At 72.3% G+C, this 25,041-nt stretch carries 23 protein-coding genes and 1 pseudogene; 18 read left to right on the forward strand and 6 right to left on the reverse strand.

Features of this window, described 5'->3' with window-relative positions; all coding sequences use genetic code 11:
• Window positions 1-172 precede the first annotated feature (172 nt).
• Both LUZ64_RS34735 and LUZ64_RS34740 read left to right on the forward strand, forming a co-directional pair.
• The gene (locus LUZ64_RS34735; RefSeq protein WP_232390527.1) at window positions 173-1,660 is read left to right on the forward strand and encodes a glycosyltransferase family 39 protein; all 1,488 of its coding nucleotides are present in this window, start codon (window positions 173-175) and stop codon (window positions 1,658-1,660) included.
• Between the two features lie 405 nt (window positions 1,661-2,065).
• Window positions 2,066-2,533 carry an NUDIX hydrolase gene (locus tag LUZ64_RS34740; protein WP_095585153.1) on the forward strand — a complete coding sequence of 156 codons (468 nt, stop codon included), beginning with the start codon at window positions 2,066-2,068 and terminating at the stop codon, window positions 2,531-2,533.
• A 159-nt stretch (window positions 2,534-2,692) separates the two neighbouring features.
• Here the strand turns inward: LUZ64_RS34740 and LUZ64_RS34745 are convergent, their stop codons facing one another.
• From LUZ64_RS34745 to LUZ64_RS34760, 4 genes are all read right to left on the reverse strand, one after another.
• Complete coding sequence (locus tag LUZ64_RS34745; RefSeq protein ID WP_095585152.1) at window positions 2,693-3,913, reverse strand: beta-ketoacyl-[acyl-carrier-protein] synthase family protein; 1,221 nt, start codon at window positions 3,911-3,913, stop codon at window positions 2,693-2,695.
• Between the two features lie 297 nt (window positions 3,914-4,210).
• Window positions 4,211-5,296, reverse strand: coding sequence for a beta-ketoacyl-ACP synthase III (locus LUZ64_RS34750; RefSeq protein WP_232390526.1), 1,086 nt, complete (start codon window positions 5,294-5,296; stop codon window positions 4,211-4,213).
• Window positions 5,293-6,276, reverse strand: coding sequence for a ferritin family protein (locus LUZ64_RS34755; RefSeq protein ID WP_095579972.1), 984 nt, complete (start codon window positions 6,274-6,276; stop codon window positions 5,293-5,295). The genes LUZ64_RS34750 and LUZ64_RS34755 overlap by 4 nt, the downstream gene beginning before the upstream one ends.
• Before the next feature lie 537 nt (window positions 6,277-6,813).
• Window positions 6,814-7,953 carry an acyl-CoA dehydrogenase family protein gene (locus tag LUZ64_RS34760; RefSeq protein WP_095579406.1) on the reverse strand — a complete coding sequence of 380 codons (1,140 nt, stop codon included), beginning with the start codon at window positions 7,951-7,953 and terminating at the stop codon, window positions 6,814-6,816.
• A 462-nt stretch (window positions 7,954-8,415) separates the two neighbouring features.
• Between LUZ64_RS34760 and LUZ64_RS34765 the strand changes: the two genes are divergently transcribed.
• The 7 genes from LUZ64_RS34765 (at window position 8,416) to LUZ64_RS34795 (ending at window position 14,942) form a co-directional block, all read left to right on the forward strand.
• Window positions 8,416-9,261 (forward strand): hypothetical protein, encoded by an 846-nt coding sequence (locus LUZ64_RS34765; RefSeq protein ID WP_232390525.1) that lies wholly within the window; start codon window positions 8,416-8,418, stop codon window positions 9,259-9,261.
• A 354-nt stretch (window positions 9,262-9,615) separates the two neighbouring features.
• Window positions 9,616-11,241: a thiamine pyrophosphate-binding protein gene (locus LUZ64_RS34770; RefSeq protein WP_232390524.1), complete on the forward strand. Its 1,626-nt coding sequence runs from the start codon at window positions 9,616-9,618 to the stop codon at window positions 11,239-11,241.
• Between the two features lie 129 nt (window positions 11,242-11,370).
• Complete coding sequence (locus LUZ64_RS34775; RefSeq protein ID WP_267897153.1) at window positions 11,371-11,997, forward strand: DUF6192 family protein; 627 nt, start codon at window positions 11,371-11,373, stop codon at window positions 11,995-11,997.
• A gap of 603 nt (window positions 11,998-12,600) precedes the next feature.
• The gene (locus tag LUZ64_RS34780; protein ID WP_232390522.1) at window positions 12,601-13,140 is read left to right on the forward strand and encodes a MoaF-related domain-containing protein; all 540 of its coding nucleotides are present in this window, start codon (window positions 12,601-12,603) and stop codon (window positions 13,138-13,140) included.
• The gene (locus LUZ64_RS34785; protein WP_232390521.1) at window positions 13,137-13,745 is read left to right on the forward strand and encodes an NADPH-dependent F420 reductase; all 609 of its coding nucleotides are present in this window, start codon (window positions 13,137-13,139) and stop codon (window positions 13,743-13,745) included. The genes LUZ64_RS34780 and LUZ64_RS34785 overlap by 4 nt, the downstream gene beginning before the upstream one ends.
• Before the next feature lie 94 nt (window positions 13,746-13,839).
• Window positions 13,840-14,712, forward strand: coding sequence for a TIGR03620 family F420-dependent LLM class oxidoreductase (locus tag LUZ64_RS34790; RefSeq protein ID WP_232390520.1), 873 nt, complete (start codon window positions 13,840-13,842; stop codon window positions 14,710-14,712).
• A gap of 38 nt (window positions 14,713-14,750) precedes the next feature.
• Window positions 14,751-14,942 carry a helix-turn-helix domain-containing protein gene (locus tag LUZ64_RS34795; RefSeq protein ID WP_095578685.1) on the forward strand — a complete coding sequence of 64 codons (192 nt, stop codon included), beginning with the start codon at window positions 14,751-14,753 and terminating at the stop codon, window positions 14,940-14,942.
• A 25-nt stretch (window positions 14,943-14,967) separates the two neighbouring features.
• Here LUZ64_RS34795 and LUZ64_RS34800 read toward each other — a convergent pair whose 3' ends face one another.
• Window positions 14,968-15,432, reverse strand: a complete 465-nt coding sequence (locus LUZ64_RS34800) for a hypothetical protein (RefSeq protein ID WP_095578682.1) — start codon at window positions 15,430-15,432, stop codon at window positions 14,968-14,970.
• A 160-nt stretch (window positions 15,433-15,592) separates the two neighbouring features.
• Here LUZ64_RS34800 and LUZ64_RS34805 point away from each other — a divergent pair, with 160 nt between their 5' ends.
• From LUZ64_RS34805 to LUZ64_RS34815, 3 genes and pseudogenes are all read left to right on the forward strand, one after another.
• The gene (locus LUZ64_RS34805; RefSeq protein ID WP_095578681.1) at window positions 15,593-16,846 is read left to right on the forward strand and encodes a sensor histidine kinase; all 1,254 of its coding nucleotides are present in this window, start codon (window positions 15,593-15,595) and stop codon (window positions 16,844-16,846) included.
• Entirely contained in the window at window positions 16,837-17,484 is a 648-nt protein-coding gene (locus LUZ64_RS34810) for a response regulator transcription factor (protein ID WP_095578680.1), read from the forward strand. The genes LUZ64_RS34805 and LUZ64_RS34810 overlap by 10 nt, the downstream gene beginning before the upstream one ends.
• Window positions 17,485-17,542: 58 nt before the next feature.
• Window positions 17,543-17,973: pseudogene (locus LUZ64_RS34815) on the forward strand (phosphatase domain-containing protein).
• Window positions 17,974-18,039: 66 nt separating this feature from the next.
• On the opposite strand, the gene cynR reads toward LUZ64_RS34815, so the two are convergent.
• Window positions 18,040-19,167 (reverse strand): transcriptional regulator CynR, encoded by a 1,128-nt coding sequence (cynR, locus tag LUZ64_RS34820; RefSeq protein ID WP_232390519.1) that lies wholly within the window; start codon window positions 19,165-19,167, stop codon window positions 18,040-18,042.
• Window positions 19,168-19,356: 189 nt separating this feature from the next.
• Here cynR and LUZ64_RS34825 point away from each other — a divergent pair, with 189 nt between their 5' ends.
• The 6 genes from LUZ64_RS34825 to LUZ64_RS37395 all read left to right on the forward strand — a co-directional run bounded on the left by LUZ64_RS34825 (window position 19,357) and on the right by LUZ64_RS37395 (window position 24,481).
• Entirely contained in the window at window positions 19,357-20,010 is a 654-nt protein-coding gene (locus LUZ64_RS34825; RefSeq protein ID WP_095581074.1) for a carbonic anhydrase, read from the forward strand.
• Window positions 20,011-20,236: 226 nt separating this feature from the next.
• Window positions 20,237-20,707 (forward strand): cyanase, encoded by a 471-nt coding sequence (cynS, locus tag LUZ64_RS34830; RefSeq protein ID WP_232390518.1) that lies wholly within the window; start codon window positions 20,237-20,239, stop codon window positions 20,705-20,707.
• A 166-nt stretch (window positions 20,708-20,873) separates the two neighbouring features.
• Window positions 20,874-21,374, forward strand: a complete 501-nt coding sequence (locus tag LUZ64_RS34835) for a nucleoside deaminase (protein ID WP_095585015.1) — start codon at window positions 20,874-20,876, stop codon at window positions 21,372-21,374.
• 85 nt (window positions 21,375-21,459) lie between these two features.
• Window positions 21,460-21,702 carry a type II toxin-antitoxin system Phd/YefM family antitoxin gene (locus tag LUZ64_RS34840; RefSeq protein WP_095585016.1) on the forward strand — a complete coding sequence of 81 codons (243 nt, stop codon included), beginning with the start codon at window positions 21,460-21,462 and terminating at the stop codon, window positions 21,700-21,702.
• Entirely contained in the window at window positions 21,699-22,145 is a 447-nt protein-coding gene (locus LUZ64_RS34845; protein ID WP_095585017.1) for a PIN domain-containing protein, read from the forward strand. The genes LUZ64_RS34840 and LUZ64_RS34845 overlap by 4 nt, the downstream gene beginning before the upstream one ends.
• A gap of 356 nt (window positions 22,146-22,501) precedes the next feature.
• The gene (locus LUZ64_RS37395) at window positions 22,502-24,481 is read left to right on the forward strand and encodes an FAD/NAD(P)-binding protein (protein WP_308251463.1); all 1,980 of its coding nucleotides are present in this window, start codon (window positions 22,502-22,504) and stop codon (window positions 24,479-24,481) included.
• The last annotated feature ends 560 nt before the right edge of the window (window positions 24,482-25,041 follow it).

Raw genomic sequence — 25,041 nt, forward strand, 5'->3', positions numbered from 1 at the left:
ATCGGGCCCGGGGCCGGTGAACGGGGGCTCGTCCTCCGAGGCGGCGTAGGCGCTCCCGCACCGGCCGGGTGGCTGCCCGGCGCCGGTGCCGAGCGGGGCGGGCCGGTCCTTCGAGAGAGTGCCCAGCCGGTGACGGCCGGGGCCCCACCCCGCCATCCCCGTCATACCCCGTGTGCCCGCCGGCCGTGCCCGCTGGACGCGCGCGGCCGGATGGGTGCCGCCGGCCGTCGCGCTCGGCCTGGGGGTATGGGGGAACACCGAGCCCTCCGCCTGGACGGATGAGATCGTCACCATCGACGTGGCACGCCGCTCCTGGCCGCAGCTGATGGAGCTCCTGGGGCGGGTCGACGCGGTGCACGGCCTGCACTACGTGCTGATGTACCTGGTCGGGCAGGTGAACGGCGGGCTCAACGAGTTCACGACGCGGGTGCCCTCCGCGGTGGCGGTGGCCGTCGCCGTCGCGGGCCTCACCTGGCTGGGGGGCCTCCTGGCGGGCCCGCGTCCGGGGCTGTGCGCGGGGATGTTGCTCGCCGTGCTGCCGACCGCCTCGCGCTACGCGCAGGAGGCCCGCTCGTTCGCCTTCGTCATGGCGGTGGCGGTACTGGCCACGGGCGCCCTGGTCAAGGCCCTCGCCCCCCACAGCCGGGCCCGCTGGCCGGCCCTGTACGCGGTACTGATCGCCCTGCTGGGCTGGTTCAACGTGATGGGACTGCTGCTGGTGGCCGCCCACGCGCTCACCGTGGCCCTGCGCCGCCCCGGCCGCCGCCTTACCGTACGCCTGCTGCTGGCCCAGGCCGCGGGCATCGCCGCGGTCGTCCCGCTGCTGGTCCTCGGCTCCGCCCAGAGCTCCGCCGTGGGCGAGGCCGCACCGGTCACCGCCAGCACACCCTTCAACTACTTCACCTGGCTCCTCACCCCCGGCCAGGACACCCTCCCCACCGCGCTGAAACTCCCGCTCACCCTCACGGCCCTCACCGCTCTGACCCTCCTCGTGGCCCGCCGCCACAAGGCCCCGCCCCTGGTCCTCGCCGTCGGCGTGCCCTGGCTGGCCGTCCCCCCGCTGCTCCTCGCGACCGCTTCCCTCGGCCATCCTCTCTTCGCCTACCGCTACCTGCTGTTCTGCCTGCCGGCCCTGGCCCTGCTCCTCGCGACCGCCGTCACCGTCGTTCCCGCGCGCGTGCGCCTGCTGCTCGTGCTTCTGGCGGCCGTTCCCCTGGCCGCGTCCCACTCGGCCATCCGCCAGGAGGACAGCCGCCAGTGGGACACCCGCGCGGTGATCCGGACCCTGCGTATCCACGACGCCCCCGGTGGCGCCGTCCTCTTCAGCGGCGCCCGGTGCGGCCTGATCGCCACCGCCTTCAAGGAGGCGTTCACCGGCCGCCCCGACCTGGGCGCGGCCCGGACGGCCGCCGGAATCGGCGCCCTGGACAACCTGCCCGCCGACCCGGACCTCCTGCAACAACGCCTGGCCGGCACGTCCCGCGTCTGGCACGTCACCTGCAACCACCTCTCCTCCGGCGCCCGCCAGGCCGCCACCCGCACCGCCGCGTCCCAGGAAGAGGCCCTCACCCGCGCGGGCTTCTCCCCGGCCTACCGCCATCGCGCCCGCGGCGTGGACATCACCCTCGAACAACGCCCCGCCGGCAGGTCCGCCCACTGAGGCCCCCTGGGCGGACACCCGCACTCCGGCGGCGCTGGGCGCGGATCACTGCTGTGGCCCGGGGCCGCGCCCCGGGGTTCGACGCGTACGCGCGACCCGGCGCCGTCACCCGAGCCGGGGGCGGCGCCCTCGTGGCGTACGGCGTCACTCCGCCTCGCCCGGCGTACCCCTGACGGGCCCTTCTGCGCGGGGGATTCCACCGCCCCCGTGGCCTGCTGTCCATGATGACGTTCAGGGGGGAGCGGGCGGGCCCTTGCGGTCGCGGGCGGCCACCAGCCCCCGGTGTGCGGCAGGTTGGCTACGGGCTACGGGCTACGGGCTACGGGCTTGATCTGTTTTCCTTCCGCGTGGCGGTGCGTAGATCCTGGGCGGTTGGATAGGGTCCGGCGGGGAGGTGCGGGGGATTTGAGTTTCCGGTTGGCGGCGTACGCCGTGTGTATCCAGGGCGAGCGGGTGCTGCTCGCCCGTCACGTGCCGCCGGAGGGCGGGAGCGTCTGGACCCTGCCGGGCGGCCGGGTCGAGCACGGGGAGGATCCGTTCGACGCGGTGATCCGGGAGGTCGCCGAGGAGACCGGGTGTGCCGCGGTGGTGGAGCGCCTGCTGGGAGTGGACTCACGGGTGATCCCCGCCGCTGCCGCGCGTGCGGGAGCCGAGCACCAGAACGTCGGCATCTTCTACCGGGCCCGGATCACTGGCGGCCGGTTGCGCCCTGAGCCGGACGGTGACATCGCCGAGTCGGTCTGGACTCCCCTCTCCGGCGTCGTCGGTCTGCGCCGGTCCTCGCTGGTCGACATCGGCCTCGCCCTGGCCGAGGCCCTTCCGGCGACCGGCCACGTCGCTCCCGTCCCGGTCGGCGGCCTGATCCAGCACTGAGGTCCCCACCCGTATCGGCCCGGCCCGCTTGCCCCGGCGACGTTCGTGAGCAAGGCCGACCCGGACCAGGTTCCGTGATGTGCCTTCCTTGGGGTGAACGCACGGTCGCGGCCCACCTGGGAGGGTTCGGGTTCAGGGTTCAGACCGGGGCAGGGGAATTCAGGCGGGGGCGAGGGCGAGGACCGCGTTCTGGCCGCCGAAGCCGCAGGAGTGGCTCAGGATGAGCCCGTCCGGCAGGGGAGCGGGGCGGGCGGCGACGTCGATGTTCATCCGCGGGTCGAGGGTGGTGAGGTTCGCGGTGGGCGGTACCAGGCGGCGCTCGGCGGTCAGGACCGCGAAGACCGCCTCCACCGCCCCCGCCGCCCCGAGCAGATGCCCGGTGACCCCTTTGGTGGAGGTGACCAGCGGACGCCCCGTCAGCACCCGGTCGATCACCCGCGCCTCCGCCAGGTCGTTGAGCGGGGTGGAGGTGCCGTGCGCGTTGACGTGTCCCACCTCACCCGGGCCGGCGCCGGCATCCGCCAGTGCCTCCCGGATCGCGGCCTCCAGACCACGCCCGCCCGGGTGCGGGGACGTCAGGTGATGGGCGTCGGCGGACGCCCCGTACCCTACGATCCGTCCCCGCACCCGCGCCCGCCGGGCGAGGGCGTCCGGCATCCGTTCCAGGACCAGGACCCCCGCACCCTCACCGGCCACGAACCCGTCCCGCCCCGCGTCGAAGGGCCGCGACGCACCTGGGGGGTCGTCCTCGCGCTGCGAGAGCGCCCCCATCTGCGCGAAGCCGGCCATCACCAGCGGGGTCAGCATCGCCTCGCTCCCGCCCGTCAGCACGATGTCGCACCGGCCGAGCGCGAGCAGGTCACGCGCGGTGCCCACCGCGCTCGCCCCGGACGCGCACGCGGTCGCCACCACCAGGTTCGGGCCCCGCGCACCGAACTCCAGAGCCGTCTGACCGGCCAGCATGTTCGGCAACTGCATCGGCAGCAGCAACGGCGACACCCGCCCGGGCCCCTCACCGAGCAGCACCCGGTGCTGCTCCTCCACGCTCACCGGCCCGCCGTCCGCGCAGCCCAGCACCACCCCCACCCGGGCGCCGTCCCAGGTCGCCGGGTCCAGTCCGGCGTCCGCGACCGCTTCCCTCGCCGCGACCAGGGCGAACCGCACGAAAGGGTCCAGACGGTGGGCGCGGCGCGCCCCCAGCAGTTCGGCGGCGTCGAAGCCCGGCACCCGGGAAGAGAGACGGACGCGGTGGTGCGTCAGGAGGGGGTCGAGGGCGGTGGTGGGCCGGCCCTCGCTCACCGCACGCCAGCTGGGCCCGGTCCCGATCCCGCCCGGGGTGACCAGCCCCACCCCCGTGACCGCGGCCTCGAACCCGTTCATGAGACCTCCGCCCTGCGCCCGCGTACCCGGGCCGCCACACGCATCCCACCACCGCCACCGCTACCACCGTCACGGCCGCCACCACCGTCACGGCCACCGCCACCGACACGGCCGCCGTCACTGCGGTCATGGTGGTCGTAGCGGCGGCCGGTGCCGGTGGCCGGGCCCGCCCGCCTCTCCGGAGCGGGGAGGTCTCTCGCCTGTCCGCACATCATGGGGTCGTCCTCATCCGGGTCCGGCCGGTACGCGCGCACGCGCACGGCACACGGCAGGGGCTCAAGGGAAGGGTGGGAGGGGTCAGGGTGGTGGGGGAAGGGCGGGCCAGGTCATCGTGGTGGCCCCCCAGGTGAGGCCGCCGCCGAACGCGGTCAGTAGCACCCGCTCACCCTCCCGCAGGACTCCCCGCGCACAGGAGTGGGCCAGCAGCAGGGGGATGGAGGCGGCCCCGGTGTTGCCGACCTCCTCGATGTTCGACAGGCACCGCCCTGGTGGGATACCGATCCGGTCCCCGACCGCGGCCAGGATCCGGGCGTTGGCCTGGTGCGCGGCCAGGTGGTCGACGTCCCCCGTCTTCCACCCGGCCCCCTCAAGGGCGGTGTGCGCGGCGGCGGCCATCCGCTCGACCGCGTGGCGGAACGTCTCCCGCCCCCGCATCCGGAAGAACTCCTCACCCGCCCCGGCCGGCCGCCCCGAGGACCTTTGCCGCGACCCGCCCGCCGGTACCTCGATGAGATCGCCCAGCTCCCCGTCACTGCCCAGCACCACCGGCCCCACAGCCCCCGCCTCCTCTTCCCGCCCGCTCCGCAGCACCACCGCGCCCGCGCCGTCGGCGAAGATCACGGCGGTGGCCCGGTCGCCGGGGTCGATCAGCGTGGTGAAGGCGTCCGCGGCGATCAGCAGCACCCGCCCCGCCCCGCCGGAGGCGATCAAGCCGGCCGCGGTGGCCAGCCCGTAGAGGAAACCCGTGCACACCGCGGCGATGTCGAACGCCGCGACACCGGCCAGCCCCAGCCGGGAGGCGACCTCCGGGGCGGTGGCCGGGCACGGCCGGTCCGGGGTCGTCGTCGCCAGCACCACCGCATCCACCCGTCCCGCCCCCGCGCTCTCCAGAGCCCGCCGCCCGGCCGCCACCGCCAGGTCGGAGGTGGCCGTCCCCGGTGCGATCACATGCCGTGCCCGGATACCGGTGCGGGCACGGATCCACTCCTCGGACGTGGCCAGCCGGCGCGTCAGCTCCGCGTTGGTCACCACGTCCGGCGGTACGTACCCCCCGACGCCCGCCACCACCGCCGCCCGCCCCCCGGCACCCGTGCCCGTGCCCGTGCCCGTGCCCGTGCCCGTGTCCGTGCCCGTGTCCGTGCCCGTGCGGGTGCCGGTGTTCATGCCAGGCCCCCGGGCGGTGCGCCGACGGTGGCCGGCACCTGCGGCGGCAGTCCGATGTAGGCCATGCGGGAGTCGGACATCTCCCGCGTCCACCGCTCCGCCATCGCGTACCGCTGCGCGGGAGTGGTGTCCACCATCCGCACCCCCGGCCACAGTTCGTACTCCCCGATCAGGCGGGCGTGCGCGCGCATGCCCTCCTGGAACAGCTCCTCCCGGTGCATCACGTACTCCCGGTCCGGGACCTCCTCCCACAGCCGCACCCCCGCCTGGAGGATCTCCAGCAGCCGCGGCCGGTAGCCGGGGTGGGCGGCCAGGTGGTCGCGCAGGATGGTCGCGGCCACCGTCAGATGACGGACCTCATCGATCGCCGCCCCCCGGGAGATCTCCCCCGTCGCCGGGGACAACGGGGCCCACTTACGCTCGCTCAGCTCCGCCGCCGGCGCCAGCACGCCCTCGATGACGATCGCGAACACCGCCACCCCGCCGGCGAAGTCGCCCTGGTCGCGGACGATGTCCAAGGTGAAGTCCACCACCGGCTCCAGCACCTCGCGCCGGTAACCGGCCCCCCACTCCTCCAGGTCCCGCAGCAGGGTGCGCGCCGGGTGGCCGAGCTCGACCAGATGCTCACGGAAGACCCGGGCGTGCCGCGCCTCGTCGATCAGCTGGGTCGCGTAGAACTCCATCTCCGCCACCCCCGGGGCCAGCGGAACATAGTGCCCCAGCAGCCGGGTCGCGGCCTCCTCGGCCAGCGCCCGGAACCCGAACTCCAGGACCAGGGCCTCGCGCAGCGGCCCGTCCTGTTTCAGGAAGTCCGGCACCACCGCCTCCGGCCGGTGCCCGGTGACAGCCCTGCCGCGCAGTGTGCCCTGGGCGACGGAGGCGAGCCAGTAGGCGAGATTGCACTCCTGGGGCCCCAGGGACAGCTCCTTGGCGCCCTCAAGCAGGCCGGGGGCCCGGTCCCAGTCGGCCTCGGGCGCCACTGCCCCGCCCGTATCCGTGGCAGAGGGGGGAGGAGAGGGAGTGGGGACAGCTGAAGAGGCCGCAGAGGCGGGAAAGGCGGGAGAAGTGGGAGAAGTGGGAGAGGTGGAAGAGGTGGAAGAGGTGGAAGAGGTGGAAGAGGTCATCGTGTCACGCTCCTTGTCCGCGGGCAGGGCTCCTGAACAAACGGCACCGTCCCGCCCGCCCGTACAATCCACGGCCCGGGCCCCGTACCGGAGGAGGACCCCCGCACCCCCCGGGCCCCCGGCCCCCGGCTCCCGCCTCCGGCCCGGCGCCTGCGGTCGGTCCGGCTCCCGCCGCCGCTCCGGTACCGGCCGCTGGTCCGCTGCCGCTGCCCGTCGTCGCCGGGACGGTGCCCGCCCGCCTCACGTACGGACCCGGGCAGCCCCTGCCACCGTCCTTCCGGGCCGGGAACATCCCCGTACCGGCCGCGGCGGCCGACAAGGTCACGGGCGGTAACTCCCCTCCCGGCAAAGACGCGTATGGGACGTGCCCGGGTCGGTGCGGCCAGGTGTCGTTCACGCCAGCTCCAGGGGGCCGCCGCCGAAGTACCGCAGCAGCGGCTCCGCGGCACCGGCCCGGGACGGCGGGTGGAAGGCCAGCGCGCGCACGACCCCGGCCATGCGGGCATGGCCGGGAGCGCGGATGAAGTCCAGCCCGCCCAAAAGCTCCAGCGCCTGAGCGGCCACCGCCGGCAACGCCTCCTGCACCGCGTACCGGGCGACCAGCACGGCCGCGACCGCCGCCTCTCCCGCCAGCCCCTCCCGTACCGCCCGCGCAGCCCCCTCCAGCACCGCGAGGGCGGCCTCCAGGCGCAACGCCAGCCGCGCCCGCTCACCGGCCGTACCCCGCTCACCGTCCACCACGGCCTCCACCAGGGCCCCGGCCGCCCCGGTGTACCCGGCCGAGATCAGCAACTCGAACCAGACGAACCCGGCCGACTGCAGGTCGTCCAGCCGCCCGGGGTCCGTGGCGGTGGTGCGTACCACCAGCTCCCGGGGGACGAACACGTCCTGGAGGACCACCTCGTCGCTCTCCGCCCCGGCCAGCAGATCACTGCCCCAGAACGGGCGCACCTCCATCCCCTCGGAGCCCGCCGGTACCAGTGCCAGTGCCAGCTCCGCCCGCCCGTCCGGGCCTGGTACCGCCACGCTCGCGGTGAGCCAGTCCATCGACGCCGACAGGCTGCACGGCTTCTTCGCCCCTGTCAGCACGAAGCCGCCCTCCACCGGCCGGGCCGTCACCGAGGGGGTGAGGATGTTCGCCTGGGTGCGGCCCTCCGCCCACCCCGAGGCCATCAGCTGCCGCTTGGGCACCACCTCGTGCAGTACCGCGAGCTGCGCGGAGGTCAGCCGCCCGCCGCGCCCGGCCAGGGAGTAGAGCATCGCGGCCGTGAAGTGATGCATCGTCACCGCCGCCGCCAGCGACGGCGACAGCGCCCCCAGGGCGCGCTGCACCGCGACGGCCTGCACCGCGTCCGCGCCGTGCCCGCCGAACGCGGCCGGCACCAGCATCCCCACCCCGCCGTGCGCGCGGAACATACCGATCACCGGCCCGCCCGGCCGCTCCCGCTCCGCGTACGGAACACCGGCCAGTGCCTTGAGCAGGCCCGGGTGGTAACGCTCGCACACCTCACGGGCCAGATCGAGGGAACGCAACGGGGAACCTCCGCTCGTCAAAGGGGGCCACGGCAGCACGCACGGACGTACCGGACGGGTGGGTCGGGCGGGGCGGAGGCGAAGGGCCGGGTGCAGGAAGGCGGGACAGGGCTTGCGGGGGAGGGGTACGTTCGTCCGAAGCGAGACCGATCGTGACAGGCGCCCCTGACCTGTCGCTGACGCGGACCTGATGCCGGTGCGCCAGGTGCGACACACGGATGCTTTTCGACGCGCACGGCCGAAGGGCGGGACCTGCCGCCGGGTGGTCCGTAACCCCGTTGCTCCCCGCAGGAGTTGGCGCGCCAGAGTGCGTACGGGCCGGCCGGTACCCTCGCGGTTCTGCTGCGGCGTGCCGCCCCCGGCACTGCGTGGGCGTGCGGTGACCGACCCCCGCCCACCCCGTACGTGACGTAGAGTCACCTTCTTCGGCCTTCACGGGCCGGAGTCCTGACGGGACGCCCGTTGAACCACCGCACCGCCACCACCCCGGATGCCACCACCCCGGGCAATTCCGCCATCCCGGACGCCATCACCCCCATTCATGTCCCCACCCCGGGCCTCGCCGCCCTCCCGGACGAGGTCCCCGACCTGCGCACCGCCGTCGCCCGCCTCACCGAGGCCCTCGCCGGTCAGGCGGGCGACCCGGGGCAGGGCTGCCTCTCCTGCTACGGCGAGGAGGAGGTCGCCGAGCTGCGCGACCCCCATGCCCCGCTCGCCGACGACCTGGTGCAGTACACCGCCCGGGACCTCACCCACTGGCCCCGCCCCGCACAGGCGGCCCGCCGCGTCCTGCCGCGCCTGGCCGCCCTGGCCGCACAAGGGGAGTACGTAGGAGAACTCGAAGGCACCGCGCTGCACCGGGCGGGCTGGCAGGACTGGCCCGAGGACCAGGCCGGGGCCGTCCGCGCCTTCCTCGACACCTACTGGACCGCAGCCCTGCGCCGGCGGGACCCCGGTCGCCCCCTCGACGATGTCTTCACGTTCTGCTCCACCGCCCACGGCACCCCCGCCCCTTGCCTGGCCCGCTGGGAACGGGAGCGGCACCCGGCCGCCGACGCCCACCTCGCCGACACCGCCCACGGGTGGATCGAGGACCTCCTGCTGGACGCCGCCGACCCCGCCCACCCCCTCTGGTTCACGGATCCGGCCCCCGACGCAGGCCCCGCATCCCAGTTGCGCACCTGGCTCCTGACCCACGCGGCCCCCCGCCTGCGCCGCCGCACCACCGCCCCTGCCCTCCGCCAGGCCCTGGACCGCCTCCACGCCCTCGGCCTGCCCATGGGTCACGGCAACGAGGAAGCCCCGTAACCAGCCGCGGGCCCTGCGGGAGGGGGGCTTTCAGTAGGTCGGGAACACGGACGTGTCGATGCTGTACGCGCTGAGGGGGACGGTCTCACCGAACCGGAACTCGCGGCGCGTGCTGTAGCGGGGCCCCTCCGGGGCTGCCTGTGGCGCGGACCAACGGAGTCCTGTCCGGTTGCGGGGTCCTCGGAAACCTGCCTGATCCGCTCCCGTCGCGCGGCTACCGAGGCTCCCGCCTCGTCCACAGTCCCCCGACTCACCCACCCAGGGGCACCAGGAAGTCCTCCCGCCGCGCACCCGACAATGGGCACCGGCCCGTAACCCGCCCAGCACCCACCCCACCCCCGGAGAGGCACCACCATGAGCACAGCGCAGCGCCCCCGCACCGGAGGCGATCTGGTCCTCGAATCGCTGACCGCGCTCGGCGCGGACACCGTTTTCGGGCTGCCCGGCCAGCATGCCCTCGGCCTCTTCGACGCGCTGCGCCGCTCCGCCGTGCGTTACGTGGGCCTGCGTACGGAGAACAACGCGGGTTTCGCCGCGGATGCCCGTGCCCGCCTGACCGGTACGGTCACCCCGCTGCTGGTCTCCACCGGCCCCGGCGCCCTGATGACGCTTCCCGCCCTGCAGGAGGCGGCCGCCGCGAGTGCGCCCGTGCTGGGTATCTCCAGCCAGATCCCCACACCGGGGCTCGGCGGCGGCCGCAAGGGCTATCTGCACGAACTGCGCGACCAGCAGGCCTCGTTCCGTGACATCGTCAAGAGCACGTACACCGTCCGCACCGCCTCCCAGATCCCCTCCGCGCTCGCCGCCGCCTGGCGCGAGGCCCTCCAGGTACCGGCCGGGCCGGTGTGGGTGGAGATCCCGCAGGACGTCCTCCTCGACGTCACCGCCGTACCGCCCGTACGCGCCCTCGACGCCACCCCCGCACCGCTCGCCCCCCGTCCGGAGCTGATCGAGGAGGCGGCCGCCGCCCTGGACGGGGCCGCCCGCCCCGTCCTCCTCGCCGGCGGCGGCGTCGTGCGCGCCGGGGCCCAGGAGGCGCTGCGCGCGCTGGCGGAGAAGCTGGATGCCCCGGTGGCCTGCACGTTCGGCGGCAAGGGCGCCTTCCCGTGGGAGCACCCGCTCTCCGTGGGTTCCTGGCTGGAGGACCGGCATACCACCGGCTTCCTCGAGGACGCCGACGTCCTTCTCGTCGCCGGGTCCGGCCTGGGTGAACTCTCCTCGAATTACCACACCTTCCGTCCGCGCGGCCAGGTGATCCAGATCGAGGCGGACCTGGGCAAGCTGGAGTCCAACCACCCCGCCCTGGCCCTCCACGCGGATGCCGCTCCCGCCCTTGCCGCCCTGGCCGACGCCGTCACCGCCCGGCCGGCCGGCGGGGGAGCGGTACGGGCCCATTCTCTGCTGGAGAAGGTCCGCGCTCGCATCGCCGCACAGGACCTGGACACCGAGCGGCACGTCCTGGCCGCCGTCCGCGAGGCACTGCCTGATGATGCCCCCAGTTTCTGGGACATGACGATCCTGGGCTACTGGGCCTGGTCCGCCTTCGACCCCCGCACCGGCCCCTTCCACTCCGCTCAAGGGGCCGGCGGCCTGGGCTACGCCTTCCCCGCCGCCCTCGGCGCCGCCACCACCGACCCCGCCCGCCCGGTCCTGGCCGTCTCCGGCGACGGCGGCGCGATGTACTCGATCGCGGAGCTGGCCACCGCCCGCCAGTACGACCTGCCCGTCACCTGGCTCATCGTCGACGACGGCGGCTACGGCATCCTGCGCGAGTACATGACCGACGCCTTCGGCCAGGCCACCGCCACCGAACTCGCCCGCCCCGACTTCACCGCCCTGGCCGCTTCCTTCAACGTTCCCGCCACCCGCACCACCCCCGCCCGCCTGGGCGAGGACCTGGCCAAGGCCCTCGCCACCCCGGGCCCCTCCGTCGTCGTCCTCCCAGCTGTGCTGAAGATGTTCGCCCCCACCCACCTGTGACCCGCCGGCGGCGGGGTGAGCTCGTGCGACGGCCCCCGTGCCCCCGGCTGGGCGCCGGGGGCCTGGACCCTGGCTTGCGACGATCCCCTTGGGTGAAGGCGGAAGGAGATACCCGGATATGACGAGATCCTGGCGTCGGCCGAGGACCCGTTCGAGGTGATCGCGCATCCGCCGCTGAATGAGCGGACGGGGCGTCGGGCGTGGGATGGGGAGGCCGCGAAGAGGGAGGTGGGCTGGAAGACGTCGGCGCCGGTCACGGTGGAGGAGAAGGTCGACGCCGTGGCCGAGCTGGTGCGGGACGAGACGGTGGCCGGCCGGGTGGCGGTCAACCTTCTACGGCGCCGGGAGGTGGCGTTCGTGGCCATGCGGGACTCGGATGCTCGCTACATGGTCAACGAGATCCAGTTCGAGCAGGCCGACGACGAGGATGAACTCGATGAGGGGTTCCAGGACGTCCTGGCCCGCGAAGGCGAAGACGGCGAGGACGAGCGGTTCGATGACCCGGCCACCGTGGTGCGGCGGTGGCACCGGCAGATGGAGTTCGCCGACCTGATGGCGGTCTGCCAGGGTTTCATCGCGGGTGCCACCCGGCTGGTGCCGAAGCTGCGGGGGCACGAGTTCACCGACCGGCAGCACGAGCAGGTCGCAGACGCTCTGGAGAAGTTACGGGCCACGGCCGACTGGATTGAAACGGCGGTCGCAACCGGCCGCACCGATCTGGACGAAGCCCTCGCCCAGCTGCTGCGGGGCCAGTAGCCATGCGGGGCCTGCCCGCCCATGTCCATGGCGAAGCCGTACGCAAGGCGCTGGTCGAGGCGAGGCCGGCCGGGGCCAGTCTGGCCCAGCTGTGCCACTCGACCCGCCTCACCCCCTCCCAGTCTGCGTCGGCACCAAGTTCCTCAGGACGAGGGATCGCCGGAATTGTCGTGACTGTGAGTGTTTGACCCAACACGCCGAAGCGCACTTGGCCTGGACCGTCATGACGCTGATGACACGGCGGCTGACCAAACCGGTGGCTTCCTGGCGTGAACCCAAACCGCCGCCCGCACCGCCCACCCCGCCGCCACCACGGATCCGTCTGCGTCCCTGGACCGTCCGCCTCGCCCCAGTACCCCTGTGACCGCGTGGCTTCGCCCGGCAGGGACCATCGGATGGCAGTGCTACGGGCCTCGGCAGTCCATCCGGACAGCAATCGCCCGCGCCGGGTGCCGCCCACGGTGGCCATGCACGGGGTCCGGTGGGATGTTCACCTTGGTGGACCGTGCGGGTCGCCGGGGGCAGGGGGGCGTGCTGGACTGCTGGAGACAGCCGGTCCGGAGCGCGACTCCGTGGCCGGGAGGGCAGTCGAAGGAGCTGGTGATGAAGTTCTCCCGTCTGGCGTACACGGCCGTGCCGCTCGTCCTGGCCGCCTCCGTCGCCGGAGCCACCGCCGTGGAAGCCCGGCCGCCGTCCAGGCCGAACGAGTGCCGCGACCGGGGGCCGGGATACACGGACGCGACCGTGCCCGCGGTGGGGCAGACGTGGACGGCGGACTTCGGGGTGGACACCCCGATCGGCAAGGGCCCGTTCCTGACGACGATCACGTTCCGCTCGGCCACGGCGGCGACGATCAAGGTGATCAAGGGCCCGGGGACACTGACGGGCCTGACCCAGCAGATCACCTACTCCACGACCCGGCTGCGGGCCTGCCAGTACGCCGTGGCCTGGCACGAACCCATCAGCGGCGTGTACGTCACCCAGGTGGAGGACTACGCCCGGCACCGCACGTTCGACACCATCCTCAACGGCACCCAGTTCTTCCACATGACCGGCAAGTTCTACCCCGGCACCCCCTCGGCCTCCTCCGCCTCCCGCACGGGAAGCGCCAAGCACAAGAGCGCGGGAGGGTTGAGGCCGTGAAGGTAGGAATCATCGGTGCCGGCCGTCTGGGCACCGCCCTGGCCCGGCACTTCACCCGGGCCGGGCACCAGGTGAAACTGTCCAGCTCTCGCGGCCCGGACGCCCTGACCGGGCTCGTCGGCGAGCTCGGCGGGAACGCCTCGGCCGGGACGGCCCAGGAGGCCGCCGACTTCGGTGACGTCGTGGTCCTGGCCGTGCAGTGGGACCAGAAAGAGAGCGCGGTCGCCTCGGTCTCCTCCTGGCAGGACCGCACCGTCCTCGTCCCCATCAACCCGCTGCGCGAGACCGAAGGCCGCCTGGAGCACGCCGACACCGGCGGCCGTCCGCCCACCGAGGTCGTCGCCTCGCTCATCCCCGGCGCTCAGGTCGTCAAGGGCTTCAACACCTACCCCGCTCAGGTTCTCGCCGAGGATCCCGCTGTCGACGGCGGGCGCCGTATCGTCCTGCTCGCCGGGGACGACGCCGGCGCCAAGCGGAAGGTGGCCGACCTGACCGACAGTGCCGGCTTCCAGGCCGTCGACACCGGCACCCTCGCCGAAGGCGGCCCCTTGTTCGACAGCGGCGGCCCCCTCGGCGGCCCCCGTAAGGACATCCTCGCTCTCTGACCCCCCACCGCCTCCAGCCCTAATGCGGGGACGACGGCAGCACCCTCCCTGGGGACTCGGCGCGACCGGCACCGTACGTGGCAGGTGATAAACCGTGGCATCCCTCCCCGGCCTCGGCCCCATCGGCATCTGGAGCAACAAACTCCAGACGGACGACCCCGACGACCTCGGCCGGCTCCGTGACGCCGCGGCGGAGCTGGAAGAGCTCGGCTACGCGGCCCTGTGGATCGGCGGCAGCCCCAGCCTCGCTCACGCCGCCCACCTGCTGGCCGCGACGAACCACATCACGGTGGGCACCAGCATCCTGAGCATCTGGCAGCACCAAGCAGCCGATGTCACCCGGCAGCGCGCCGCCCTCGACCCCGCCGACCGCGAACGCCTCCTCCTCGGCCTGGGCGTCAGCCACGCCCGCTTCGCCGCCCAGTACAACCGCCCGTACTCCGCCATGCAGGACTACCTCACCGCCCTGGACACCGCTCCCGAGCCGGTACCTGCTGACCGGCGCGTGCTCGCCGCGATCGGCCCCAAGATGCTCCGCCTGGCCGGCGACCGCGCGGCCGGCGCCATCCCCTACCTCGTCACACCCGAGTTCACCGCCCAGGCCCGCACGGCCCTGGGAGACCAGCCCTTCCTCGGCCCGGAAATGAAAGCCGTCCTCGACACCGACGAGGCCCGCGCCCGCACCACCGCCCGCGACTACCTCACCAACTACCTGACCCTGCCCAACTACACCAACAACCTCCAGCGCGTCGGCTACACCGAGGACGACATCACCGGCGGCGGCAGCAACCGCCTCGTCGACGCCCTCGTCGCATGCGGCGACGCCGAACAGGTCCGCACCCGTATCGAGGAGTTCCAGAAGGCAGGAGCCGACCACGTCGCCGTGCAGATCGTCCTACCCCCGGGACAGAGCTACCCCGAACTGCTGCGGCAGTACCGCGAACTGGCACAGGCCCTGCCCCTGTGACCAGGCAGCCCCCGGCCCCCAGCAGCACAAGGGCCCGCGTGCGCTTCGTACCGGCAGTTGAACGAGGCCGGGTCGGCCAGCGATTCCACCTGGCCGCGCGCGCCGGCACCGGCCAGGCGTTCGTCTCCCGTGTCGAGTCGGGCAAGATCATTCCGACTCTTCCCGTCCTTCAGTGCCTGGCGACGGCACTGGAGTGCGACGTGTCCTTGGACTTCCTGCCGCACCGGTGAACGCCTCCGGTGGCGGCAAATGCCTTCACCTCCGTGAAGCCGGGAAACCTTTGGTGAAGACGCCTCGCAGCACCGCTCCGCGCACGGCGAACGCCGTCCGCACGACGGGCACCATGCACACGACCTGCATCGCCGCGTACCACAGGGGGCAGACGCCCGGGATCAGGTCCACGCCGATGATGGCGACCGGCATGATGACGGTGAGGGCGCTCACCCGCTCGTAGGCCCGCTTCGATCCCCGGGAGGCGGAGACGGTCATCCGGTGGAGCAGCACCGCGACCACGGGCAGCAGCACGGCCCGCACCCACATGAACGTGTTCACCGTATGCCCGCTGACCGCCACCGCGACGACCGTCACCAAGGCGGCGGCGCTCAGCGCCCCGTAGACCTTCAGGGCGCTCCTCGCCCTGCCGAAGGCCTCCTGGGTACGGGGGGAGGCGAGGAGCGCCGCTGCTGCCGCGGGAGTGGTGCTGTGCGTGTTGGTATCCATACCGACGACGCTACGAAGCGCGGGGACCCGGCCGGTATCGGTCTGGGCCCCCGGCGGGGTGGGGCTAGGCCCACTCTCCGCCTGACCAGGGCCGCAGCACCCCGGCGCCCGGTGCACAGTGGTGGGGCACCGGACCAAAAGGGGTGGGGGAAGAAGCGTGATGAGACAGCTGGGTTCGTGGGTGGCGCGCGTCGGCGTGGGGTTCGTGCGGTCATGCGTCGTGGGATCGTTGAGCATGCTGGTCCCCCTGGTGTGGGCGGGTGCCGTGGCTCTGGGGATCCGGTGGGGGGCGGCGAACCCGTGGTCGTGGCTCGCGCCGCTCGTGCTGGTGTGCACGGGCACGCTCGCCCTGTGCCGCACGGTCTGCAGGGCGGTACGTTTCCTGGTGGGGAAGTGGACGGACACCGCTGTCCCCGCCGGGTACCGGCAGGCCCCCGCGGTATCGCAGCTGTCCACCGGGCACTGGTGGAACGGTTTCTCCTACGAGCGCACCCGTCGCGACGCCCTGCGCGACCAGAAGTGGCGCCTGTGGTGGTACGACCCCGCCACCTGGCGCGACCTGCGTTTCACCGCGCTCCTGCCGTTCACCGCGGGCGCACTCGCCTGCTTCCCGCCGGCTGCCGTCGCCGCAGGACTCCTTACCCTCGCCCGCCCGGAACCCGCTGCACGTCTGGTCGGGATCCTCGCCTTGGCCGCGGCCCTGGCCACCGCCCCGTACGCCTGGCGGGCCGTCCGCCCGGTGGCCGTCCGCTTCCTGCGCCCCTCGCCCGCGATGGTGCTGGCGGACCGGGTGGAGGAACTGACCGCGCAGCGCGCGGATGTCACCGTCGCGCAGGCCGCCGAGATCCGCCGGATCGAACGGGACCTGCACGACGGGGCCCAGGCCCGCCTGGTCGGCCTTGGCCTGTCCCTGGCCACTGCGGAGCGGCTGATGGAAACCGACCCCGGCCGGGCCAGGGCGCTGATGCGCGACGCGCGGGCCGGTGCCGCGACGTCCCTGTCCGAACTGCGCGAACTGGTCAGGGGGATCAACCCGCCGGTCCTCAGCGACCGCGGGCTCGTGGACGCCGTGCGCGCCCTCGCCCTGGACAGCCCCCTCGAAACCACCGTCAGTGCCGGTGCCGAGGTGCGCCTGGAGGTGCCGGTGGAGTCCGCTTTGTACTTCGCTGTCGCCGAACTGCTCACCAACGCGGCCAAGCACGCCCATGCCACCCGGGCGGCCGTCTCCCTGGTCTGGGGCGGTACCGGCGTCGTCGTCGCCGTGGAGGACGACGGCCGTGGCGGGGCCGCCGAGCGGGATGGGGGAGGGCTCGCGGGGCTGCGTCGCCGTCTTTCGGTCTTCGACGGCACTCTGGAGATCACCAGCCCGGTGGGCGGTCCGACCCGGGTGAGGATGATGGTGCCATGCGAATAGTCGTAGCCGAAGACCTCTACCTCCTGCGTGACGGCATGGTCCGTCTCCTGGAGGCGTACGGCCACCAGGTGGTGGCGACCTCCACCACCGGGCCCGAGACCCTTGACGCGCTGCGCAGATGGCGGCCCGACGTCGCGGTCGTCGACGTGCGCATGCCTCCCACGCAGACGGACGAGGGGTTGCGCGCGGCGCTGGCCGCCCGCGGTGAACTCCCCGGCCTGCCTGTGCTGATCCTTTCCCAGTACGTCGAACAGCTCTACGCCCGTGAGCTCCTGGCCGACGGCGCCGGCGGCATCGGCTACTTCCTCAAGGAAAGCGTCTTCGATGCCGACCAGTTCATCGACGCCCTCGAACGCGTCGCCGCCGGCGGCACCGCCATGGACCCGGCCGTCATCGCCAAACTGCTCGGCAGCGGCACCTCCCACCGGCGCCTGGGACAGCTCACCGAACGCGAGCACTCCGTCCTCGCCCTCATGGCCGAAGGGCTGTCCAACCAGGCCATCGGCCGGAAGCTCTTCCTCAGCGAGAGCGCCATCAGCAAATACACCACCTCGATGTTCGGCAAACTCGGCATCACCGACGACGACCACAGCAACCGCCGCGTCCTGGCCGTCCTCACCTACCTCAACACCCCCTGACCGCCCGGCCCCGGCACCTACTCCGGGCAGGGGGCAGCCTGCCCGTTACCGTGGGTGGATGACCGATCTGTGGAACCCCGACGCCCCGGGCGTCCTGCGTTTGCCCTCCGGCCGCCTGATCCGCGGCCGGGCGCTGCGCCGTCCCCTGCCGGATGGTCCTGTCCCCGTCTACGCCGTTCACTTGCTCGGTACGCCTCCTCCCAGCGTTCCCTGGAGGCGAGGTGGCTGCGCTGGCCGGACTTCCGGCTTCCCGCCGATCCCGCTGACGCCCGCAGCGTGTTGCGCGAGGTGTGGGAGCGGGCGGTGGGGGAGCGGGTGGAGGTTGGTTGTGGTGGTGGTCGTGGTCGTACGGGTACCGCTCTGGCTTGTCTCGCTGTTCTTGATGGTGTCCCGCCTGCCCGGGCGGTCGCGTTCGTACGCCGCTACTACGACCGCCACGCCGTCGAGACGCCGTGGCAGAGACGCTACGTTCGCCGTTTCACCCACTGACCTCCGGGGGTGTCACGGCTGCCCTCCTCTTCGCGCCGCCGGCACTTCTGGCGCTGCCGTCGGGCCTCAGGCCCTGTCTCGCTCCTCGCCCCGTGCGTTCTCCGGTCCTGGTTGTGTCCATCCTGTTTGCTGTAGCCATTGGTGGGTGAGTGTGGTGAATGCGGTGTTTGCGGCGCTGCGGTAGGCGTTTTGTCGGTGGAGGAGTGTGACTGTTCGGGTGGGGAGGGGTGGCGTGAGGGGGATGGGGTGGAGGTGGGGGTGGTGGTGGGTGATGGCGTCGGGTAGGACGGTGGCGAGGGTGGTGCGCTGGACGATTTCGGTGAGTGCGTTGAGGGAGTTGGCCTCGACCGCGATGTGTGGTTGTACGTTCTGCCTGGTGAAGTAGGCGTCGATGTGTCCGCGGGTGGCGAAGTCTCCGCTGAGCAGTGCGAGTGGGTGACCGGCGAGTTCCCGTACCGGCAGCTCCTCCACCCGCTCCCGCTCCTTCGCCGGTGGTTTCACTGTCTCCGCCTCTGCTTCCGCCTCCGGCCGGGTTGCCTCCGGCGGGGTTGTCTCTGTTCCGGTTGCTGTCTCTGTCCCGGTTGTCGTTCTGGTTGTCTCCGTCTGCTTCGTGCCGGCTGTCTGTTTCGGCTCGGTCGTCTGGTTCCCGGCTGCCTTCGTCCGGTCTGCTTGTGGGTGGTGGGGTCCGACGACCAGGGTGAGTGTTTCGGTGAACAGTGGTGTTGCTTCGATTCCTGGTAGGTGTGTGCCGCTGAAGGCGATTCCCAGGTCTGTTTCGTCGGCCAGGAGTGCGGCTTCGATGCGGTCTTGTGTCAGTTCTCTTACTTCCAGGGTGATGCCTGGGTGGCGGGTGTGGAAGGCGGCTGTGAGGGGGCCGATGAGGTAGGCGGTGAAGGTGGGGGTCATCGCGAGCCGCAGTGTTCCTGTGGTGAGGTCTTGTACGTCCAGGACGGCGCGTTCGGCGGCGGCGAGGTCCTGGAGTGCGGCCCGGGCGTAGTGGGTGTAGGCGCGGCCTGCGTCGGTCAGGCGTACGGTGCGTCCGGTGCGGTCCAGCAGTTGTGTTTTGAGGGCTTTCTCGAGTTGTTTGACTTGCTGGGAGAGGGTGGGCTGGGAGATGTGCAGGGCTTCGGCGGCCCGGGTGAAGCTCGCGTGTTCGGCGACCGCGAGGAGGTAGCGCAGATGACGCAGTTCCATGACCTTGACCTCACACCCCGAGTACCCGCGCGGGCCGGGCTTCCGTTTCCGGCCCGCGTTTACCAGACCTACCTATAGACACGACCAATACAAGTCATGCTTTTCACGACTTGGACACTATAAGCACAGGTCATGCACAGTGGATGACGTCGGCCCCCCCGGCCGGCACAGACCACCAAGGGAGTGACCATGCGCCACCTCGCCGAGGGAGTTCACGGCTTCCAGCGGGATGTCTTCCCCGCCCGCGCGGAGCTTTTCGCGCACCTTGCCACCACGCACCGTCCGGGCACCTTGTTCATCAGCTGTTCCGATGCCCGTGTCGTGCCCGAGCTGATCACCCAGCGTGAGCCGGGTGAGCTGTTCGTCATCCGTACCGCCGGCAACCTGGTGCCCGCTCATACCCCGGCCGTCGATGCGGTCGCGGCGAGCATCGAGTACGCGGTGGCCGTCCTGGGTGTCGGTGACGTCATCGTGTGCGGGCATTCCGCGTGCGGGGCCATGACCGCTCTCGCCGAGGGTCATGACCTCACGGCCGTGCCCGCGGTCGCCGGCTGGCTGCGCCACGCCGATGCCGCCCGCGCCCGCACCACCCCTGCCCAGGACGTCCCGGCCACCCCGGCCATCCCGGCCACCCGGGGCGCCGAGGGCGCTGGTGGCAGGGTCGCCGCGCTGGTCCGTGACAATGTCCTGGCCCAGCTGGCGAATCTCGTCACCCATCCCAGCGTCGCCCGTGCTCTGGCCCGGGGCACGCTGAGCCTGCACGGGTGGGTCTACGACATCGGTTCCGGCACCGTCGAGGAACTCGACGCCGCGAGCGGCCGCTTCACCGCCCTCGCCGCCTGACTCCACGCCCTCCTGACCCCACGCCCGCCTGGCCTGATCCCCCCGGCCTTCCGCTTGGCCCGGCCCCCGCCTGGTCTGGTCCTCCGCCTGAACCCCCAGCGCTTTACCCCCCTTGTACCGGTGCCCCCTGTGTGCCCTGGTATCCCGCCGGGTCGGGGAGGCGCCCGTACCCCCACCCCCACCCCCGCTCCAACCTCTCACCCGTATCTGAAAGGACGTTTTTCTCATGATTCATGCACAGTTCGATGCCACCGCCCGTGAGCGGCTCGCCGCGCAGGCTGTTGCCGCTAAGACCGCTAAGGATCTTTCCTGGCAGGAGGTGGCGGATGCCGCGGGTCTGTCTGTCGCTTTCGTCACTGCCGCTGTCCTGGGTCAGCATCCGCTGCCGGAGGCTTCCGCGAAGGCGGTGGCCGCGCTGCTGGGCCTGGACGACGACGCGGCGGTGCTGCTGCAGACCATCCCCACCCGCGGTTCGATTCCCGGCGGTGTCCCCACCGATCCGACCATCTACCGCTTCTACGAGATGCTCCAGGTCTACGGCACCACTCTCAAGGCTCTGGTCCACGAGCAGTTCGGTGACGGCATCATCAGCGCGATCAATTTCCGGCTGGATGTGAAGAAGGTCGCCGACCCCGAGGGCGGTGAGCGCGCGGTGATCACCCTGGACGGCAAGTACCTGCCCACCAAGCCCTTCTGACCCCGTCCCGCACCAGCCGCACCGCAACAACAAGGGGGCGGGCCACCGGACACCGGCCCGCCCCCTGCCCACCCACCCCGCACCACCCCGTCCCGCCCCGTCCTATCCCGTTCTGTCCCCTCCGCACCGCACGCCACACCACGCCACATCATCCCGGGGAGCCTTTATGGACTTCATCCAGCGCACTATCGATCTTGCCCGCCGTAACGTCGAAGAGGGCGGCCGTCCCTTCGCGACCGTCATCGTCAAGGACGGTCGGGTCCTTGCCGAGAGCCCTAACCTCGTTGCCCAGACCAGTGACCCCACCGCGCACGCCGAGATCCTCGCGATCCGCGAGGCCTGTACCCGCCTGGGTACCGAGCACCTGACCGGTACCACCATCTACGTCCTGGCCCACCCTTGCCCGATGTGCCTGGGCTCTCTCTACTACGCCAGCCCCGACGAGGTCGTCTTCCTCACCAACCGTGACGACTACGCCCCTCACTATGTGGACGATCGTAAGTACTTCGAGCTCGGTACGTTCTACGCCGAGTTCGCTAAGGACTACAGCGACCGGCGCCTGCCCATGCGTCATGAGCCCCGTACCGCCGCCACCGATGTCTACCGGGCCTGGCAGCAGCGCAACAACGGCGAGCGCCGCGTCGCCGGCGCCCCCACCGCCGGCTGAGCCCCGCAGCTCGCGGGAGGGCTCCCGCCCTGTGACGGACACGTCGGGAGCCCTCAGGAACCCGCGAAGTAGTAACATGTAGTACATGGAAGCTACGGCTCGTGAGTTCAATCAGAACTCCTCGCAGATCCTCGCCGCCGCCGAACGCGGCGATACGGTCACCGTGACCAAGAACGGCCGCCCCGTGGCCCGCCTCGTCCCCATCGACGCACATGAGGTCCCGCCCTACCCGACCGACCCCATGGGCGACATCGACCTGCCCCAGCTCGGCCTCCCGGACCTCACCGATGACGAGATCGAGGACACGCTGCGAGGAATGGGCTCGTGAGCCGCGTCGCCATCGCCGACACCAACGCGCTCTACCGGCTGCTGGACCAGAACATCACCGGGCACGAAGCCCACCGGAAAGCGCTGGCCGCCATCAGCCACCTGGTGATCTCCCCCCTGGTCCTGGCCGAGCTGGACTACCTCATCACGAGCAGGAAAGGCGCACGGGCGGCGATCACGGCCGCACGTTTCATCGAGACCAACACCGCCACCCGGCGATTCGAAGTCCCGCCGGTCGGGCCGCATCTGAGCACGGCGATCGCCGTGGCGCAGGGATACACGGACGCCGACGGCGGCAAGGGCATCGGGCTGGCCGACGCCATGAACGTGGCCCTCGCCGCCGTGTACGCCACCGACCTCATCTTCACCACGGACCGGCACTTCCGCATGGTGCGCCCCCTGACCGGCCACCAGTCATTCCGTCTCCTGCCCGACGACCTGTAAGGCGGAGTCCTGGGCCCGGTTGCCGGGCGGCAGCGCGGGCGGAACGCGGCGGCTTCCATCCCGTCACCTGATCACACCGCCCGTCCCGCCCGGTACCGGTTTCCCGGGTAACCCCACCCCACCCCACCCGCCCCACTCGCCCCGCCCTCACCCGTCCCCGCCCGACCATCCGCTGGTGGTCTCTTCCTGGGTGTCTCGCGGGTGCTGATTCTCTCGTTCTGCCGTTTCCCGGTGAGTTCTTCTTCTAGAGTCCACGCCATGCCCGGCATACCCCGGCCGCTGTACGGGTCAGGCGGCGGCCGGAGGGGAGGACGGGTGGGGCGGGTGGGGTGGGGGAGAGGAGGGAGCGGAGCGCGGTGCTCAGGATCGGTATAGTCGGTGTAGGCCCTCGCGGGTTGTCCGTGCTGGAGCGTCTCGTCGCTAACGCCCGCGCGCACCCCGGTCCTCCGGCCGTTGTCGAGCTGTTCGAGCCCTGGGGTTTCGGTTCCGGTGAGGTCTGGCGTACCGATCAGCCACCCCATCTGATCATGAACATCGTGGCCTGTCAGATCACCGCGTTCGCTGACCGTTCTGTGCGTATGTCCGGCCCCTTGTACGCGGGGCCGAGTCTGTACGGGTGGGCCGTGGCTCTGGCGGCCGGCCGTATACCCGGCGCTTACCCGGCCGGGGTCCTCGACCAGGCCCGTTCCGCCCGCCCGGGCAGTTACTGCCGCCGTTCCTTCTACGGTCACTATCTGCAATGGGCCCACCGTGAGATCCTTCTGCGTGCTCCCGCTCGTCTGACCGTGCGCGGCCATCACACCCGTATCGTCGCCGTTACCGACACTCCCGCCGGGCGTCAGCGCCTGACCTGTGAGAGGGGCCGGGTCTTCGAGGTCGACCAGCTGGTCCTGGCCACCGGTCACACCCCCGTTCGCCCCACCGGTGAGGAAGCAGCCCTGGCCCGTTTCGCGGCCCGTACCGGCGGGTGCTACCAGCGGCCCGCCAGCCCCGCCGATACCGATCTGGGTCCCCGTGTCCTCCCGCCGGGCCGGCCGCTGATCGTCCGCGGGCTGGGTCTGTCCTTCTTCGATCACATGGCCCTGCTCACCACCGGCCGGGGCGGCACCTTCACCCGGGAGGCCAGCGGCCGCCTGCGCTACCTTCCCTCCGGCGGCGAACCCCATCTGATCTGCGGGTCACGCCGGGGTGTCCCCCTGCACGCGCGGGCGGACAACGAGAAGGGCGACGGCCGCCACGAACCGGTCTTCCTCACCCAGGCCGCCGCCCGGGCCCTGCGGGAACGGGCGGGCCCGGGCGGGGGAGCGGACTTCCGCCGCGATTGCTGGCCGCTGATCGCCAAAGAAGTCGAGACCGTCTACTACACCCGCCTGGTGGCCGAAGCCGCCTCACCCGCCACCGCCCGCGAGTTCCACGCCCTCTACGTCACCGCTCCCTGGTCCTCGGGCGCCGAGCAGCAGATCCTGCGTAAGTTCCGCCTCCCCGGACATCTCCGCTGGGACTGGGCGAGGATCGCCCGCCCCTGGGACACCACCGCCACCTCCTCCCCGGCCGCCTGGCGCGCTTTCCTGCGTGCCCATCTCCTCGCGGACGTCGCCCAGGCCCGCCGGGGCAATCTCACCAGCGCCCTGAAATCCGCGCTGGACGTCCTGCGCGACATCCGCAACGAGATACGCGCGGTGATCAACGACGGCGGCGTCGGGGCGGAGTCCTACCGCACCGACGTACGGGGCTGGTTCACCCCGCTGCACGCCTACCTGTCCCTGGGACCGCCCTGGTCCCGTGTCGAGGAACTGGTGGCCCTCCTCGACGCCGGCGTCGCCGAGATCGCCGGCCCCCGCTTCACCGTCACCCCCGACCCCCGCAACAACCGCTTCACCGCGGCCTCCGCCGTCCCCGGCCGCACCTGGCACGCCACCGCCCTCCTCGATGCCCGCCTGCCCGCCGTGGACCTCACCCGCACCACCAGCCCCGTCCTGGCCCACCTGAGGGACCACCACCAGCTGACCCCCTACATCCTCCCCACCACCCCCGCCCCCGCCACCCGCGCCCGGCCGGCGTCGGGGCGGGGTTTTGCCGCTGGGGCCGCGGGTCCCGTCGCAGGCGCCGCCCCTTCCGCCGCGGGGGCGTACGTCACCGGGGGAGTGGCGGTCACCGCCCGCCCCTTCCGTACTATCGGTGTGGATGGTGCGGTCCACCCCCGTCGGTACGTGTACGGGGTGCCGACCGAAGGGGCGAACTGGGTGACCGAGACCGGTATCCGCCCCTGCGTCAACTCCGCTACCGCCGGCGACAGCGACGCCATCGCCCGCAGCGTCCTGGGCCTGCCCACCTGACCCTGCCCTGCCCCCGCGCCTGACCCTGCCCTGCGGCCTGGTCCGTGCCCGCGGCCCTGCCCGTGCTGCGGCCCGGCCCGTACCTGCGCCCCTGCCCGTGCCCCGGCCTGCACTCGCGGTCCGGCTCCTGCCTGCAGCGTTGCACTCGCGGCCGGGCCCTGGCCCGTCCCCCGTCGCACTCGCGGCCCGGCCCCGGCCTGCATGCCGCCGCCCTGCCCCTGCCCGTACCTGTCGCACTCCTTGCCCGGTCTCAGCCTGTACCCGCCGCCCTGAGCCCAGCCCGTACACCCCGCCCGCCCGTACACCCCGCGCCCACCGCATCCGCACCCCCACCGCATCCCCTCACCCCCTTCGCATCCCCTCACCCCCGCCGCGCCTCCGCGCCCGCCGCACCCCCGCCTCCGCCTCCGCGCCCGCCGCACCCCCTCCGTGTCTCCGGGGTGTTCCCTGGATGGTGTAGAGGTCGGCAAGCGCTCGTGCTTCCTACCCATCACTGTGGAGGATGTGACGGACGATGAACCGATGACGCTCTTTCCTGAGAGCCCCGAGGACCCGTTCTC

Origin of the sequence: Streptomyces albireticuli, from assembly GCF_021228125.1 — a bacterium.
Taxonomy (GTDB): domain Bacteria; phylum Actinomycetota; class Actinomycetes; order Streptomycetales; family Streptomycetaceae; genus Streptomyces; species Streptomyces albireticuli.